Raw genomic sequence first — 13,931 nt, 5'->3', positions numbered from 1 at the left:
GGAGAGTGGGAGCCTGCCGGGCCTGCCTGCTCGTGCGGTCAGAGTTCCTGCGTCGCGGAGAACAGCCGGTCACGAGCCACAGCTTCGTCCAGGTCGTCGACTCCTGTGAGACAGCCAACCGAACAGAATCGCTCGATGGCGTCGGTGTCTGGGGCTCGCCGTTCGTACCGGACGTCCGCTGTCTCGATGTCGTCGCCGCAGTTCGTACAGTGATGCATCGGTCTTCGGAGATATGATACACATCGATGCTAATAAAACCATCTGCTGTTCGAGCTGAACTCATCTTACGCAGGGGCCCGGTGGTGGGGCCCTGGAGTGACTGTTGCCTGGCACTCCGACAATAATACTCATTAATATTGTTCGAGTCCAGTAATAGGAAGGTTTACCTACCTTCTCCGACTCCGACCCGATAATGGCTGTCCGGAACCCACCAAGTGAACCAGTGTTCGACTGTCCCGCCTGCGCGGGCAGCGTCAGTACCGTCGACAACTACCTGAAGTGCGAATCCTGCGGCTACGCGCCCCGCCACGCCGCGGATTGATCGCGCCATCGGGCCGCCTGCTTTTGCCGCCCCCGTCTTCGAGACTGCTTTCTGTCCTTTCGGGAGACGAGATAAGGGCAGACCCTGATTCGCCGTCGCATCCTAGCGAGTAGCATGCCCGTCCAACGACGCACACCCGAACCCGACACGGAGCCGACCGTCTCCCTCGCGGAACCCCTGGAGTCGCTCCAGGCGACGTTCCGCGGGACGGTACTGACCCCCACCGACGAGGGATACGACGAGGCGCGCCAGCTCTGGAACGGGATGATAGACAGACACCCTGCGGTCATCGCCCGGTGCTCGGGCGTCGCCGACGTGGTGCAGGCCGTGACCTTCGCCCGCGACCAGGGGCTGTCACTGGCGGTCCGCGGCGGCGGCCACAACGTCGCCGGCACCGCCGTCTGTGACGATGGGCTCGTCGTCGACCTCTCGGAGATGAACGGTGTCCACGTCGACCGCGCGGCGATGACGGTCCGTGCCGAAGGGGGCGCGACCCTCGGCGACGTCGACCGCGAGACCCAGCTGTTCGGGCTGGCGACGCCCCTCGGCGTCGTCAGCAAGACGGGAATCGCCGGCCTGACGCTCAACGGCGGGGTCGGCCACCTGCGCCGGAAGTACGGCCTCGCGTGTGACAACCTCCGCTCGGTCGAACTCGTCACCGCCGCCGGCGAGGTGGTGACCGCCAGCGCGGACGAGCACCCGGACCTCTTCTGGGCGGTCCAGGGCGGTGGCGGCAACTTCGGCGTCGTCACCTCGTTCGAGTACACGCTCTACGAGGTCGGTCCAGAAGTGTTCGGCATGTTCGTCGTCCACGACAGTGCGCACGCGGCCGAGGCGCTCCGGCTGACCCGCGAGTTCGCCGCCGACGCACCTCGGGAGGCGAGCGTCCTGCCCATCCTCGGGTTCGTCCCCGAGATGGCGGAGTTCCCGACCGAGCGGTGGGGCGACCCGATGGTCGCGATTCTCGGGTGCCACCTCGACCCGACCGAGGCGGGCGAGGCGACGCTCGCACCGTTCCGCGAACTCGGGACGCCCATCGGTGACTTCAGCGGCCCGATGCCCTTCACCGACCTGCAGTGTCTGCTCGACGAGGAGTTCCCCGACGGGCTCAACTACTACTGGAAAGCGACGTACCTCACCGACCTCGACGACGACCTCGTCGACGTACTAATCCGGCGCTGGGAGGCGTGTCCGTCGAAACTCTCGACGGTGGACGTGTGGCAACTCGGCGGGGCCATCGCGGACCGGCCACAGGACGCGAGCGCGTTCTGGCACCGCGACAAGGCGTACATGCTCACCTTCGAGGCGAACTGGGAGGACCCGGCCGACACCGACGCGAACGTCGCGTGGGTGCGCGAGAGCATCGACGAGGTCCGGGAACTGCCCGGCGTCGTCGGCGGCTACGGGAACTTCCCCGGGTTCCACGAGGACCCGTCGCAGGCGCTCTTCGGCGAGAATATCGACAAGCTGGTCGCGGTCAAGACGAAGTACGACCCGGAGAACCTGTTCCGGCTGAACCAGAACGTCGAACCGCGCGTGACCGAGGAAGCCTGAGGTGGGGGGTCAGGTGGCCTGCGGTGGGGAGTCAGGTGGCCTGCGGTGGGGAGCCAGAATGCTTGAGGACGAGATTGGGTCGTCCAGGCCGCCCTAGTTCGGCCGCGGCGGCAACCAGAGGTCCTCCAGCTCGGGCAGGTGTTTGACGTTGCAGACGACCTTCATCGTCTCGGTGGTCGGGGTACCGATACAGGAGAGCACGATACCTTTCTCGGACAGCTCGGGTGGGATGACGTGGTCGACGAACACCTCCATCTCGCCTTCGACCACGGCGACGGCGCAGTTCGCACACGCCCCACCGCGACAGGAGAAGGGCCACGACTGCCCGGCGTCCTCGGCGGCTTCGAGGAGGGAGTCGTCCCCCGTGACGACGAAGTGACCGTGGTCGGCCTCGTCGAGGCCGGCACGTCGAGCCTTCTCGAACAGGTCGTCGTCGTCGAGCGACCAGCCGTAGTCGTCGAGCACCTGGTACTCGAGGTACTCGACCTCGGTCTGGAACGCCTCGGGTTCGGCCGGCTCGGGCTCGGGCCGCGGCCGGGGGCGTGGCCCACCGCGGCGCTCCTCCCACTCGTCGAGTTCATCCTCAGATATCGTCTCGTAGGCCGCTTTCACCCGCTGGAACTCCCGCTTCGACCCGCCCTGGTCGGGGTGCGTCTCCTTCGCTCGGCGGCGGTACGCCTGACGTACCTCGTCCTCGTCGGCGTCCGGGCTCACACCGAGAATCTCGAACGGAGACTCCACAGCATCAGTAACGACAACAGCCTCTTAAATCGCTCTCACTCGGAACCTCTTGCAGGATGACGTCCCGGGGTCCACGGCTGGCCACGCATTACGCCAAAGAGAGAGAATAAACCAGATGCCTGTGTTGACACAAATATGAACCCTGCGTTCGTCCAGCTTCTGAAGAACAACCTCGAACACGCCAGCGAGTTCGAGCGGCGCTTCGACGAGGTCCAGGACGCCCAGCATCCTGACGTCGTCACCGTCTGCTGTTCGGACTCGCGGGTCCTCCAGGACCACATCTGGGGCAACGACCAGCCCGGTCGCATCTTCACCTGTGGCAACATCGGGAACCGCGTGATGCAACAGACCGACGCCGGCGAGGTCGTCTCCGGCGACGTGCTCTACCCGGTCGAACACACCGGCACCGACACCATCGTCGTCGTGGGACACACCGGGTGTGGGGCCGTCACGGCGACGTACGACTTCCTGACCGTCGGCGGCTCCGAGCCAGCCGGTATCGAACACTGCATCGACCTGCTGAAGCCCCACCTCGAAGGTGGCGTCGACGCACTTCCCCCGGACCTCGACCGGGCCGCGGCCGTCAACCGGCTCGTCGAGTACAACGTCGACCAGCAGGTCGAGTTCCTTCGCGGCAGCGAGGAGATTCCGGCGGCGGCCGACGTCATCGGCGTCGTCTACGACTTCCAGGACGTCTACGGCGGCAAGCGCGGCGAGGTCCACGTCATCAACGTGAACGGTGAGCGAACCGTCGCGGCGCTCCGCGAGGCCGAGCCGGACATCGACGCGCGCATCGACCGGCTCTGGGAGTACTGACGCACCTGTGCCCGGCCGCCCCATCCTCTCGGCGACATTCGGTGGGACACCAATCGATAAGCCGCGGGCTCGCGAACGGACGGTGTGCAAGTCACCATCATCGACTACGGTGTCGGGAACCTCCGGAGCCTCCAGCGCGGCCTGGAACGCGCGGACGCGACGGTGACCATCTCCGACGACCCCGACGAGATCGCCGCCGCGGACGCGCTCGTGCTCCCGGGTGTGGGCGCGTTCGGCGAATGCGTACGGAACTCGAAGCCCTTCCACGACGTGCTCGTCGAGGCCGCCGAAGACACGCCTATTCTCGGTATCTGTGTGGGCCTGCAACTCCTGTTCACCGAGAGTACCGAGGGTGCACCCGAGGGCGAGACCATCGACGGGCTGGACCTGATTCCGGGTCGAGTCGAGCGCCTCCCGAGCGACGACGTGAAGGTCCCGCACATGGGCTGGAACCAGCTCACCATCGAGCGCGAGCACCCACTGGTGGCCGAAATCGACGAGGGCGATTTCGCGTACTTCGTCCACTCCTACGGTTCGGCAGTCGCCGACCACACCGTCGCCTCCTGCGACTACGGGTTCGACTTCGCCGCCGTGGCCGCCAACGAGGCGGGCAACGTGATGGGGACGCAGTTCCACCCGGAGAAGAGCGGCGAGACGGGGTTGAAGATTCTCCAGAACTTCGTCGAGTTCGCCCGGGCCTACACCGAGGAGACGGTCGCGGCGGAGTGACGGACTGACTGCGTTTGCAACCGATGTTCCCCGAGACCATCTCGACCGACCGGCTTCGATTCGAACGCCTCTGTCACGAGACAGTCGACGCTATCGAGTACCATCAGGTCTGCTCGCGCCACGAGCCCGGCATCGACGAGGTCACACGCTATCTCCCCTGGGACACCCACGAGACGGTCGCCGAGACGGCCGAGTACCTCGACTCACTGGAGGCGCAGTGGGCTGACCGGACCAGAGCCGAGTACCTCATCCGGCCGAAGTCGGGCGAAGCTGGGAGCGAAGAGGAGGGAGCGGGTGACATCGCCGGCTCGGGCGGGCTCATCGTCGACTGGGAGACACGGACTGGAAAACCGGCAATCTGGCTTCGCAAACGTTTCTGGGGCCGTGGGTACTCCGCAGAGCGCGCACTGGCGATGCTCGCGCTGGCGTTCGACCGGCTCGACCTCGACCTCGTCGCGATTCCGGTGCAGGACGGCAACGACCGGTCGCGGCGGGCCGTGGAGAAATACGTCGAACGCTTTGGTGGCCAGTACGACGGGCGGATTCGGAACTCGACGGTACGCCCGGATGGGACCGTCATCGATCATCACCGGTACACGATTACAGCAGAACAGTACCGGGCGAACGTCGACGACCCGCTGGTCACGTTCGAAGAGTAGGCCTCACTTCGTGGTGGTCTCGCCGTCCCTCTCTGCTGTGGTCTCGCCCATCTCAGGGAAGACACGGTTCGCGAACCCCCGGACAGCAGCCGAGAAGTACTCGGGGTTATCGAGATTCGAAGCGTGCCCGCCACCGGGAACCTCGTCCATCCCACAGTCCGGGAGCGTCTCGGACAGCTCTCTCGCGTGGTGTTTGATGAACCCCATCTCGTTCTCGCCGTAGACGACGAGCGTCGGGACCGCGATGCTGGCGAGGTCCAGCGGGTGCTCGTGGGCCCGCGTCATCGACCGGATGACCTTCGTGAACTCGGGCGTCGTAATCGTCGGGCCGTCCTCGCGGAGTTTCTCGACTTCGGAATACTCGCCACTTGCGCCCCTGGAGACCCGCTCGGAAACCCAGACGTTCAGTCGTTCCAGGCGCTCGATCCCCAGCACTCGGACCAGCGGGACGAAGGCGTTCATCGCGACCCGCCGCAGGAACCACTCACCGCGAGTGAGAATGGGCGGGGTGAAGGTGTCCGCGAGTATCAGCCCAGACAGCTGGTCCGGGTACGCGACGGCGTAGGCCTGCGCCACGAGCCCGCCCATCGAGTGCCCGCAGATGACCGGTCGGTCGAGGTCGAGCAACGTGAGGAGTTCGTGGAGGTCCTCGGCGTACAGGGCCATGTCGTACTTGTCCCGGCTCGACCCGCCGGTCCGGCCGTGCCCGCGCACGTCGTAGACCACGGTGGTGAACTCCTCGGAGAGCGCGTCGACCTGTGCCTCCCACATCCCTGAATCGACGATGGACCCGTGGACGAAGACGATGGCAGGGCCGTCCCCGCGTCGGTCGTAGTAGGTCGCGATGTCGTTCGTCCGTACTGTCGGCATGATAGATAGAGAGGCGGTCTGGGCGTATCAACGTGTGCGAGTTTCTCACACGGGGAGAACGACTAGTCGAGGTCCTGCACGAACGTCACCTGCTTCTCCTCGAAACCGGTGTCGCGATAGAAGCGTCGCGCGCCCTGATTGTGCCATTCACAGGAGACCTTGAGGTGGTCACACCCTGCCTCGCGGGCGAGTTCTTTCACCCGCGAGACGACCGCGGCCCCGTACCCCTCGTTCCGGTACGCCTCCCTGATGAGCAGGTTGACGATTTTGGTGTAGCTCGTGTACTCCCGTGACGGGTGCTCGCCCTCCTGGAGCGTCACCCAGCCGATCGTCTCGCCGTCTTCCTCGACCAGATAGTTGCTCACGTTTTCGCTTTCGAGGAGGCGTCTGAACCCGTCCTCGGGGACCTCGCCGGCGCTCTCGTAGACGAGTTCGTTGAATTCGGAGTAGTCCGCCATCCCCGACGCGAGGGTGTACCACGAGTCGATGAGCGTGTCGATGTCCTCTGCAGTTGCTTCGATGAGTTGCATGGCGACTGATGCTCGTGCGGAGAGAGTCACGCCTGTGCTACTTATCAGTCCCCGTCACTTGCGCAGTGGTGACAGATGACAGCTCTTCCAGGACGCGATGTCGGCAACCGCTTGCTACAGTGTTCGACCGTGTTCAGGTAGCTGGAACGGCCGAGACGGACCGGTCGAGAGAACTTTCGCCACCGATGGAGAGAATTCGTGCCCAACATTGATTGACCGACCGACAGTAGGCACGGACGATGGTACAAGGCGGCCCGATCGTCCAGATTGGTGTGATTCTGCTCTCCATACTGGGACTGTGGATTGGGGCACAGCTCCTGGTCGACGCAGTCGTGCGGCTGGCTCGCCGGTTCGGCCTCTCGGACCTCACCATCGGGCTGACGATCGTCGCGATGGGGACGTCGACACCTGAACTGGCAGTTTCGGTCGACGCTGCCCTCAAAGGGACCGGTGATATCGCGGTCGCCAACGTCCTCGGCTCGAACATCTACAACCTGGCGTTCGTCCTGGGCGTGATGTCGCTGTTGAAGGTGATACCCATCGCAGAATCACTCGTCCATCGTAACGGCGCTGCGCTCCTGGGGAGTACGCTCGTCGGTGGAATCGTCATTTCCGACCTCACGATTACGCGGCTGGAAGGGACACTCCTGGCAGGCGTCTTCGTCGCCTATACGGTCTATCTGCTCCGCGCCACCCAGACGGACTCGGCGACACCCACCGGTCAGGTATCCGGAGACGGCGGCGTGGTCAGCGCAGCGACCGAACGTGTGACATTCCGCGGGCGCGATGTCGGACTCCTGCTTGGTGGACTGGCGCTGGTGCTGGTGAGTGGTGATTACATGGTGGTCGCCGCTTCGGAGCTGGCCCGCGGCGTCGGTATCTCCGAGTGGGTCATCGGCGGGACCATCGTCGCAGCAGGGACGTCAACACCCGAGTTCGCCGTCTCGCTGATCGCAATCCAGCGGGGGAGCCTCGGCGTCTCGGTCGGAAACGTGCTCGGCAGCAATATCTACAATCTCACGGGGATCCTGGGCGTTGCGGCGGTCGTTCGTCCACTCGCCGTGAGCGGCCTGGCACTGGAAACGTTCGCATGGTTGGCTGGAATCTCTCTCCTTATCGTCGCTGCCCTCTGGACGGATCGAGTCCTGTCCCGGTTGGAAGGTGCCCTGTTGGCTACCTCTGAGATCGTTCGGTGGGCTCTCGGTATGCTTGGAATTGTCGGATAGAACTCCCGGGACCCCCGATTTCGGCTACCTGTTCTGTCGCTGTTCGACCTTGTTCAAGTTGGAGAATTGTACGGTAGTACGACAATATAGTAGGGTATATTACGGAGGGTTTTTGATTGAGTTGGGAACAGTCGAATTTACTTAGCTACGAATCACTGATGCCAGTCCATCTCTTGGACTCTAATTCCGCTCATCATAACATATCTCGTGAATAACTAGCATCGCCTCGATGATTGTAGAGAAACAGTCTTTCATATCCTGAACGCTAATCTTAGCCGCTCTATCCTTCGGGTCTACGTGGACGATTCGATCGTTACGCTCCTCCCGGTAATCGTCAATTTTTGTATATGTGCTGTTGTCGTAATCCTCAAATCGGTACCCTGTCACATCATCAAGGGCATCATTAAAACGACCATACATATTCGTATGCTTATCTTCGAGATAATTTTCAATGTATTGCTGCGACTTTCCTTGTGAATGGAGCGTTCGTGCTAATTCTCTACCAAGAAAGTTTTCAAATGCAGAGAAAACTAATGGATATTCAGCAATTCCTCGCCCCCGATAGAAGACAGCGGCGGCCTCTTCTAAGAGTTCCGCCCAGGGTGGTTGTTCTACACCAGAATACCGGGACTGGATATTGTACGCAATTGTAACTGTGTTCTGGTTGGTCTGAGTTCGTTGTGAAGTAATAAACCCAACCTCTGAATCGCTTATTGATACTGAGTCTACAACAACTGCGTCATCAATCAGGAGATGGCCGTCATGCCACTTGATTTTCGCACCGTCTAAATCATCAATACCTAACCCTGGCTGCTTGTCTGTCTCTCCTTGCAGAGCTAAACTGACTTTGAAGTCAGAGTTAGTTTCAATGTTCTCTTCAGTTGTCTCTCCAATTGGAAGTTCTATTGTGCCAATATTGGTACAGCCACCTACAGTCAAAGGATGTCCAATAACCTGATTGGACGAAACCTTATCGAAATATTCTAGTGTTCCATCTTCAGGATGAAAATCACTGGAGCAACTAGGACAAGAGATAGTTTGGGTAAGATTGGCGAAGGAAGACGGGTTGGCGGACACCAACTCACTTTTTTCAAACTGCAATCCACATTTTGGGCAGATAATATTCGGATGTTCCATCCCAGGCGGATTGAAAACTGGCATGAGAAACAAATACAACTCATTGTACTTATTTGATTTCAAACCTCTGTGAGAAAGAGAACTTCCAAGATTGGTAAACAGACTTCCCCAACTCGTTTAGGATTCGCCAATAGCTCACGAGTCGGAAGATTCTGGAGTATCTAGACGAGGACCCTGGTGCTGACTTGCACGATGTCGTCCGACGAATTGAGAGTACAATAGCGTCCCGAGTCGCGAATCTACTTGCTGAGATGGCTGGCGAAGAAGTCGTCATTGACGACTGGCGGTATTACCGACGAGACCAATGATGCAGGCAGATTACGACCCCACGACCGAGTACCACTGTGGGCCACCCGTCGTACAAGATGCACTCGCCAACCTCGTGTCTTCAGGACCATCGAAGATGTGCCATACCGGTACCGACTTCAGAACTTTGAGGAAGCCTTCGATTCCGAGACTCTCTGGGAATTGTTCGTGGAAGAACACGGCACTGATTGGAGCGAACACTCACGAAGGTACGTCTACGGAAAGGCGTGGCAAGAGTGGACCCGATTCTGTGAGGAACACGGGGTCAACCCTGCTTTACCCTATCCGTCAGACATATAACAGCACATTGCAATCCAATGTGGAAAAAGTCAACACTGAACCGGTGATTTGGACACTGAGTCTGTCAGCTCATCCGACTACTCGGAGGCGGAAGCCAAAGGGTTGAGAGTTGAACCAGCCTCGGTGCACAGCCCTCAATTACTTACAACTGGTTGTAAGACGGTAAGGCAGCGTCCGGAAGTGAAACTTCACACGCGATAATAAACCCTATTTAAACGGTAGTCTGGCTAAAGCGCCAAGTCCACGCCATCACTCGAATTCCCTATTATGTCTTTGCTCCACCTTGTTCAACTCGATGAGCAGCCGGAAGATGGCCTTCACGAGGTTCGCCTCGACCTCGAAGCGCTCGGCGTTCTCCCCCGCCCTGTCCATCACCGCCTGCTCCTGGGCTTCGTCGGTGGTCGGCAGGCCCTGTTCTTCCTTGACCTGCGCGATGGTGTCGGCGACGTACGTCCGTCTCGCGATGAGTTCGACGATGTCGCGGTCTATCTCCTCGATCTCCTCGCGGAGTTCGTCAAGGTTCATGTCGTCTGGCAGCCGTTGGGTCGTGTCGTCGTGAGCCATGTCTCTCCGTGTCGTTGGTTCCAGGTGTCTGCGAGCGATTCGAGCGTGTCGCGGTCGCCCACCGCGACGTAGCTGGGGCCGGTGCCCGACAGGGAGACGCCGTCCACGTCGGGCAGGGCCTCGAGCATCGGGTCGGTCGGGAAACCGAGCGCGCCACAGAAGGCGAAGCCGTTGACCGTCATCGCCTCGCCGTAGCGCCCGTTGAGGGCGAGTTCGGCGACGAGGTCGGCCATCGGGGCGACGCGCTTGCAGCGGTCGACGTCGGCGTCGGCGCTGAAGGCCTGCTGGTCGGGCCACCAGACCAGCACGTCCCAGTCGACCTCCTCGCGGGCGAGCAGTTCGTCCTGCGTGTTGTCGGTGACGGTGACGCCGCCGAGCATGCTGGCGCTGGCGTCGTCGAACGCGCCGGTGACCGTGACGCCGGTGTCGCGGGCGGCCTGCACGCCAACGCGACAGGCGTCGGTCGGGTCCGGTTCCACGCCGAGCGCGTCGCAGGTGGCAACGACGGTGGCGTTGGCGGCGGCACTCGAGGATTTGAGGCCGGCAGCCATCGGCACCTCGCTCTCCGTGGTGACCTGTGCGCCGGTCGTCTCGGCGTCGTCGCCCCAGCGCTCCACCGCGAGTTCGGCGCAGCGCTCGATGAGGCGGGTGTCCGCGTCGGCGGCCTCGGCGACCTCGCCGCGGAAGGTACCGGAATCGTCGAGCGTCACCTCGGCGGTCGTCTCGAGGTCTATCGCGAAGGCGCAGCCTCGTCCGTTCGCGAGCGCGTTGAGCACCGTGCCCGCGGCGGGGGCAGTGGCGCGACCGTGACCGTCCATGTCACACCGGACTACGGTCGAGAACTTGGGGGTTGCGGTGGGAGCGAATTCGGCCAGTGCCTGCGGCGGGCCAGTCTCACTCCAGCCCGAGCTGTGCCTGTTCGTGTTCCAGGACCTCCCTGAGGCCGTCCTGGAAGGGTCGGTGCTGCAGCCCGAGTTCGCGCTTGGCCTTCGCGTTGTCACCCAGGTACGTCGTGCCGCCGAGTACGCGCAGGGCTTCGGAACTGTAGGTCTCGGGGAGCGAGACGAACCGTTCCGCGACGCCCACCAGCATCGCCATCCCCCGGAACCAGCGCGGCGAGATGGGCCGCGGCGTCTCCTTGCCGACGATGTTGCTCGCGATCGCCATGGCCTCGACCAGCGTGTAGGGCTCGCCCGCGATGATGTAGTCCTCGCCCGGCTCCCCCTGTTCCATCGCGGCGACGTGGGCGTCGACGACGTCGTCGACGTGCGACCAGCAGTAGGCGGTCTCGCGGGGGATGACGGGAAGGTCGTCCTGCAGCCAGTCGACCCAGAGGCCGCGCAGTTGGCTGGTGTCGCCGGGACCGTAGATGACGCCGGGCATCACGGTCACGATGGGGACGCCGTCCTCGGCCATCGGGTCCGCGACCTCGTAGTGCGCGCGCCACTTCGTCTCGTCGTAGATGGAGAGGTGCTCGCCGTCGAAGCGGTAGTCCTCGTCGACGCGCGCGCCGTGGGTGTCGGAGTTGACGGCGAGCGTGCTGGTGTACACCGCCTTCGGGATGTCGAGTTTGTCGACGAGTTCGAGGACGTTCCGGGTGCCCTCGACGTTGACCTGCTCGGCCAGCGCCGGGTCGTCGACGCCGAGACGGTACCACGCGGCGAGGTGGAACACGCCGTCGGTGCCCGCCATCGCCTCGCGCATGCTCGACCCGTCGGTGATGTCACCGGCGACGAGTTCGACGCCGTACTCCTCGAGGTCGGTCGCCTTCCCGGGCGACCGGACGAGCGCCGTCACCTCGTGGCCGTCGTCGACCAGCCGTCGGGCGAGTCTGCCCCCGACGAACCCGGTCGCGCCGGTGAGAAAATAGTGCATACCGGGTCGTCTGCTGCCTGCCACATCAAGCTTTCACTCGTCGCGTGCTCAGTCCTCGCGCGTTCTGAGCAGGTGGAACACGTACGTCTGGACGTAGCCCGCGTACTCGCCGCCGAAGGTCTCGCGAAGCGCGCGGGAGGTCTCGGCGTAGTTGCCGCGGTCGCACTCGGGGTAGTAGTCCGAGACGACGGTCTGCATCCATGTGTCGAGTGGGATGGCTTCGAGGTAGCCCAGCGAGAACAGCAGGATGCAGTCGGCCACCTTGTCGCCGACGCCGACGAACGTCGTCATGGCGTCGCGAGCGTCCTCGTACGCCATGTCGAAGAAGTCGGCGGGGTGGGCCTCACCCGAGGCGACCATCTCGGCGGTCCGCTGGACGTAGGGCGCGCGATAGCCCAGGCCGAGGTCGCGCAGGTCCTGCTCGGTGGTCGCGGCGAGCTGTTCCGGGCGGGGGAACGCGTGGTAGGTACGCCCGTCGAATTGGACCTCGTCACCGTAGGCGCGCGCGAGCGAGGAGACCATCTCGTGGATGCGCTCGACGCGCATCTGGGCCGAACAGATGAACGAAACGAGACAGCCGAAAGGCGGGTCGCGCACGAGCCGGAGCCCGCGATGGGCGTCGTAGGCCTCGTGCACGAGGTCGCGGTCGGGCGCGTCGGCGATGATGCGGTCGAGGTCGTCGTCGAGGCGCAGGAGGTGTGTCACGAGGTCGGTCGCGTCGCAGGAGGCCTCCCACTCGACGGCCTCGTCGGTCACGCGGACGCGGACCACGGTCGGTTCCGCTTCGTCAGCGGGAACCGGTGTCACCTCGTGGTCCTTCTCGTCCAGGTCGAGGACCGTGTAGTACCAGGGCGAGCCCTCGTCAGCACCCTCGTACATCCGGCCGTCCTCGCGTCGCCAGAGGTAGGACTGGCCGCTTTCGAGTGTCACGTGTGCGTCGAAGCCGCCGGAGAGCGTAGACAGCGGTATCGTCCCGGATTCCATCACCGGGTCGTTGGCGTGTGGACGTTTCTGGGTTTCGGGTCGCCCTCGTCGAGATGCGGCCGGCGGCGATGACCGCTGGCGCCGTGTCAGGGCCAACCTTGATACTACTCGGCTGGGAATGAAAGAACGATTATGAACTGCAGAGTGGTCGTCGAGGCTGCAGTGCCGGTTTACGACGTGGAAACAGAGGACGAGGCGATTCGCATCGCCATCTCGAAGACGGGAGAGATGCTGAATCCCGACCTCAACTACGTCGAGATCAACATGGGCTCTCGCACCTCACCGGGGGGTGAGGAGCTCCAGCCCGCCTTCATCGCGGCCGACGAAGCACTCGTGGCACTCGAACTGGAGATGACCGTGTTCAACGTCGAGCGCGAGGAACACGCCTCCCGCATCGCGCGCAAGGAGATCGGCCAGCGACTGACGAACATCCCGCTGGAGGTTCTGGAAGTCGAGGTCATCGAAGAAGACGACGACGAGGATGAGGACGAGGAAGAGGCCGAAGCCGAGTCAGCGGAGCTCGAGAGCGAAGCAGAGGTGAGCAGCACGGATGGCGGCGAGGTCGCCGAGCAGGAACCGGACGAGGACGACGACGTGCTCCCCGAGTTCGAGGACCTCATCGAATAAGCTGGCGCGCGCGAACGAGTCCGGTCGGTATCGACGGTTCTTTCCGGGATGGTAATTGGCTGCGTAGAACTGAGTCTGCCGTTTCAGTCTGCGGAGACGGCGACGGTCTCTTCGGTCTGCTCCTCGTGCATGTCCGAAGTGATTCCGGTCGCCAGCGCAAAGACTGCTGCTTTGTGATCGGTTTTCGACTTGTGGATAGAAGTCGGGCGAATCCCCAGGGATTCGTATTCATCCAGAGAGAGGTCGTCCTCTGTCCGTGTGTCGTAGTGATTGCTTACCTCTGCGAGCAGGCCGTGAAGGTGAATGAGCTCCTGCTTCTTCATAACCAAAGTTGTCTACCGGCTCAAGGGTTATATTATTATCCTGAGTCGCGTTAACACGGCGCGTCAGTAGATTGACGCTCTCAATGGGTAGAGAACCGGAAGAATACATGTTTTTCGTTGAATTAAGCAATATCTCCGCAGACAGAATC

17 protein-coding genes are annotated in these 13,931 nt (G+C 62.5%); 7 read left to right on the top strand and 10 right to left on the bottom strand.

Annotated features, from left to right (window positions below; all coding sequences use genetic code 11):
- Positions 1-38: 38 nt before the first annotated feature.
- A complete protein-coding gene (locus tag ACSC1S_RS09445; protein WP_435364086.1) occupies positions 39-218 on the bottom strand; it encodes a hypothetical protein in 180 nt (59 codons plus the stop codon).
- Between the two features lie 194 nt (positions 219-412).
- Here ACSC1S_RS09445 and ACSC1S_RS09440 point away from each other — a divergent pair, with 194 nt between their 5' ends.
- Positions 413-541, top strand: a complete 129-nt coding sequence (locus ACSC1S_RS09440; RefSeq protein WP_261651583.1) for a hypothetical protein — start codon at positions 413-415, stop codon at positions 539-541.
- A 114-nt stretch (positions 542-655) separates the two neighbouring features.
- A complete protein-coding gene (locus ACSC1S_RS09435; RefSeq protein ID WP_435364085.1) occupies positions 656-2,095 on the top strand; it encodes an FAD-binding oxidoreductase in 1,440 nt (479 codons plus the stop codon).
- A gap of 93 nt (positions 2,096-2,188) precedes the next feature.
- Here the strand turns inward: ACSC1S_RS09435 and fer are convergent, their stop codons facing one another.
- Positions 2,189-2,836 carry a ferredoxin Fer gene (fer, locus tag ACSC1S_RS09430; RefSeq protein WP_435364084.1) on the bottom strand — a complete coding sequence of 216 codons (648 nt, stop codon included), beginning with the start codon at positions 2,834-2,836 and terminating at the stop codon, positions 2,189-2,191.
- A 135-nt stretch (positions 2,837-2,971) separates the two neighbouring features.
- Between fer and ACSC1S_RS09425 the strand changes: the two genes are divergently transcribed.
- The 3 genes from ACSC1S_RS09425 to ACSC1S_RS09415 all read left to right on the top strand — a co-directional run bounded on the left by ACSC1S_RS09425 (position 2,972) and on the right by ACSC1S_RS09415 (position 5,040).
- On the top strand, positions 2,972-3,652 hold the full coding sequence (locus tag ACSC1S_RS09425; RefSeq protein ID WP_435364083.1) for a carbonic anhydrase: 681 nt from the start codon (positions 2,972-2,974) through the stop codon (positions 3,650-3,652).
- Between the two features lie 84 nt (positions 3,653-3,736).
- Complete coding sequence (gene hisH, locus ACSC1S_RS09420) at positions 3,737-4,381, top strand: imidazole glycerol phosphate synthase subunit HisH (RefSeq protein ID WP_435364082.1); 645 nt, start codon at positions 3,737-3,739, stop codon at positions 4,379-4,381.
- A gap of 23 nt (positions 4,382-4,404) precedes the next feature.
- Positions 4,405-5,040: a GNAT family N-acetyltransferase gene (locus tag ACSC1S_RS09415; protein WP_435364601.1), complete on the top strand. Its 636-nt coding sequence runs from the start codon at positions 4,405-4,407 to the stop codon at positions 5,038-5,040.
- Positions 5,041-5,043: 3 nt separating this feature from the next.
- Here ACSC1S_RS09415 and ACSC1S_RS09410 read toward each other — a convergent pair whose 3' ends face one another.
- Together ACSC1S_RS09410 and ACSC1S_RS09405 are read right to left on the bottom strand one after the other, a co-directional pair.
- Complete coding sequence (locus ACSC1S_RS09410) at positions 5,044-5,910, bottom strand: alpha/beta fold hydrolase (protein WP_435364081.1); 867 nt, start codon at positions 5,908-5,910, stop codon at positions 5,044-5,046.
- A 62-nt stretch (positions 5,911-5,972) separates the two neighbouring features.
- Positions 5,973-6,440 (bottom strand): GNAT family N-acetyltransferase, encoded by a 468-nt coding sequence (locus ACSC1S_RS09405; RefSeq protein ID WP_435364080.1) that lies wholly within the window; start codon positions 6,438-6,440, stop codon positions 5,973-5,975.
- 239 nt (positions 6,441-6,679) lie between these two features.
- On the opposite strand from ACSC1S_RS09405, the gene ACSC1S_RS09400 reads away from it, so the two are divergent.
- Positions 6,680-7,666 (top strand): calcium/sodium antiporter, encoded by a 987-nt coding sequence (locus ACSC1S_RS09400; protein ID WP_435364079.1) that lies wholly within the window; start codon positions 6,680-6,682, stop codon positions 7,664-7,666.
- A gap of 180 nt (positions 7,667-7,846) precedes the next feature.
- Here ACSC1S_RS09400 and ACSC1S_RS09395 read toward each other — a convergent pair whose 3' ends face one another.
- The 5 genes from ACSC1S_RS09395 to ACSC1S_RS09375 all read right to left on the bottom strand — a co-directional run bounded on the left by ACSC1S_RS09395 (position 7,847) and on the right by ACSC1S_RS09375 (position 12,832).
- Positions 7,847-8,827 carry a hypothetical protein gene (locus ACSC1S_RS09395; protein WP_435364078.1) on the bottom strand — a complete coding sequence of 327 codons (981 nt, stop codon included), beginning with the start codon at positions 8,825-8,827 and terminating at the stop codon, positions 7,847-7,849.
- A gap of 831 nt (positions 8,828-9,658) precedes the next feature.
- On the bottom strand, positions 9,659-9,973 hold the full coding sequence (locus ACSC1S_RS09390) for a chorismate mutase (protein WP_435364077.1): 315 nt from the start codon (positions 9,971-9,973) through the stop codon (positions 9,659-9,661).
- The gene (locus ACSC1S_RS09385) at positions 9,931-10,791 is read right to left on the bottom strand and encodes a shikimate kinase (protein ID WP_435364076.1); all 861 of its coding nucleotides are present in this window, start codon (positions 10,789-10,791) and stop codon (positions 9,931-9,933) included. The genes ACSC1S_RS09390 and ACSC1S_RS09385 overlap by 43 nt, the downstream gene beginning before the upstream one ends.
- 76 nt (positions 10,792-10,867) lie before the next feature.
- The gene (locus tag ACSC1S_RS09380) at positions 10,868-11,848 is read right to left on the bottom strand and encodes an NAD-dependent epimerase/dehydratase family protein (RefSeq protein WP_435364075.1); all 981 of its coding nucleotides are present in this window, start codon (positions 11,846-11,848) and stop codon (positions 10,868-10,870) included.
- Between the two features lie 48 nt (positions 11,849-11,896).
- Entirely contained in the window at positions 11,897-12,832 is a 936-nt protein-coding gene (locus ACSC1S_RS09375; RefSeq protein ID WP_435364074.1) for a DNA-3-methyladenine glycosylase family protein, read from the bottom strand.
- A gap of 132 nt (positions 12,833-12,964) precedes the next feature.
- On the opposite strand from ACSC1S_RS09375, the gene ACSC1S_RS09370 reads away from it, so the two are divergent.
- Positions 12,965-13,459: a DUF555 domain-containing protein gene (locus ACSC1S_RS09370; RefSeq protein WP_435364073.1), complete on the top strand. Its 495-nt coding sequence runs from the start codon at positions 12,965-12,967 to the stop codon at positions 13,457-13,459.
- 83 nt (positions 13,460-13,542) lie between these two features.
- On the opposite strand, the gene ACSC1S_RS09365 is transcribed toward ACSC1S_RS09370, so the two are convergent.
- On the bottom strand, positions 13,543-13,782 hold the full coding sequence (locus ACSC1S_RS09365; RefSeq protein ID WP_261651549.1) for a UPF0058 family protein: 240 nt from the start codon (positions 13,780-13,782) through the stop codon (positions 13,543-13,545).
- Between the last annotated feature and the right edge of the window lie 149 nt (positions 13,783-13,931).

It is taken from the genome of Haloarchaeobius pelagicus (genome assembly GCF_051207375.1).
In the GTDB taxonomy this organism is placed as follows: domain Archaea; phylum Halobacteriota; class Halobacteria; order Halobacteriales; family Natrialbaceae; genus Haloarchaeobius.
Note: the sequence above shows the minus strand (reverse complement) of the source record. Positions and strands in the feature narration are given on the sequence as shown.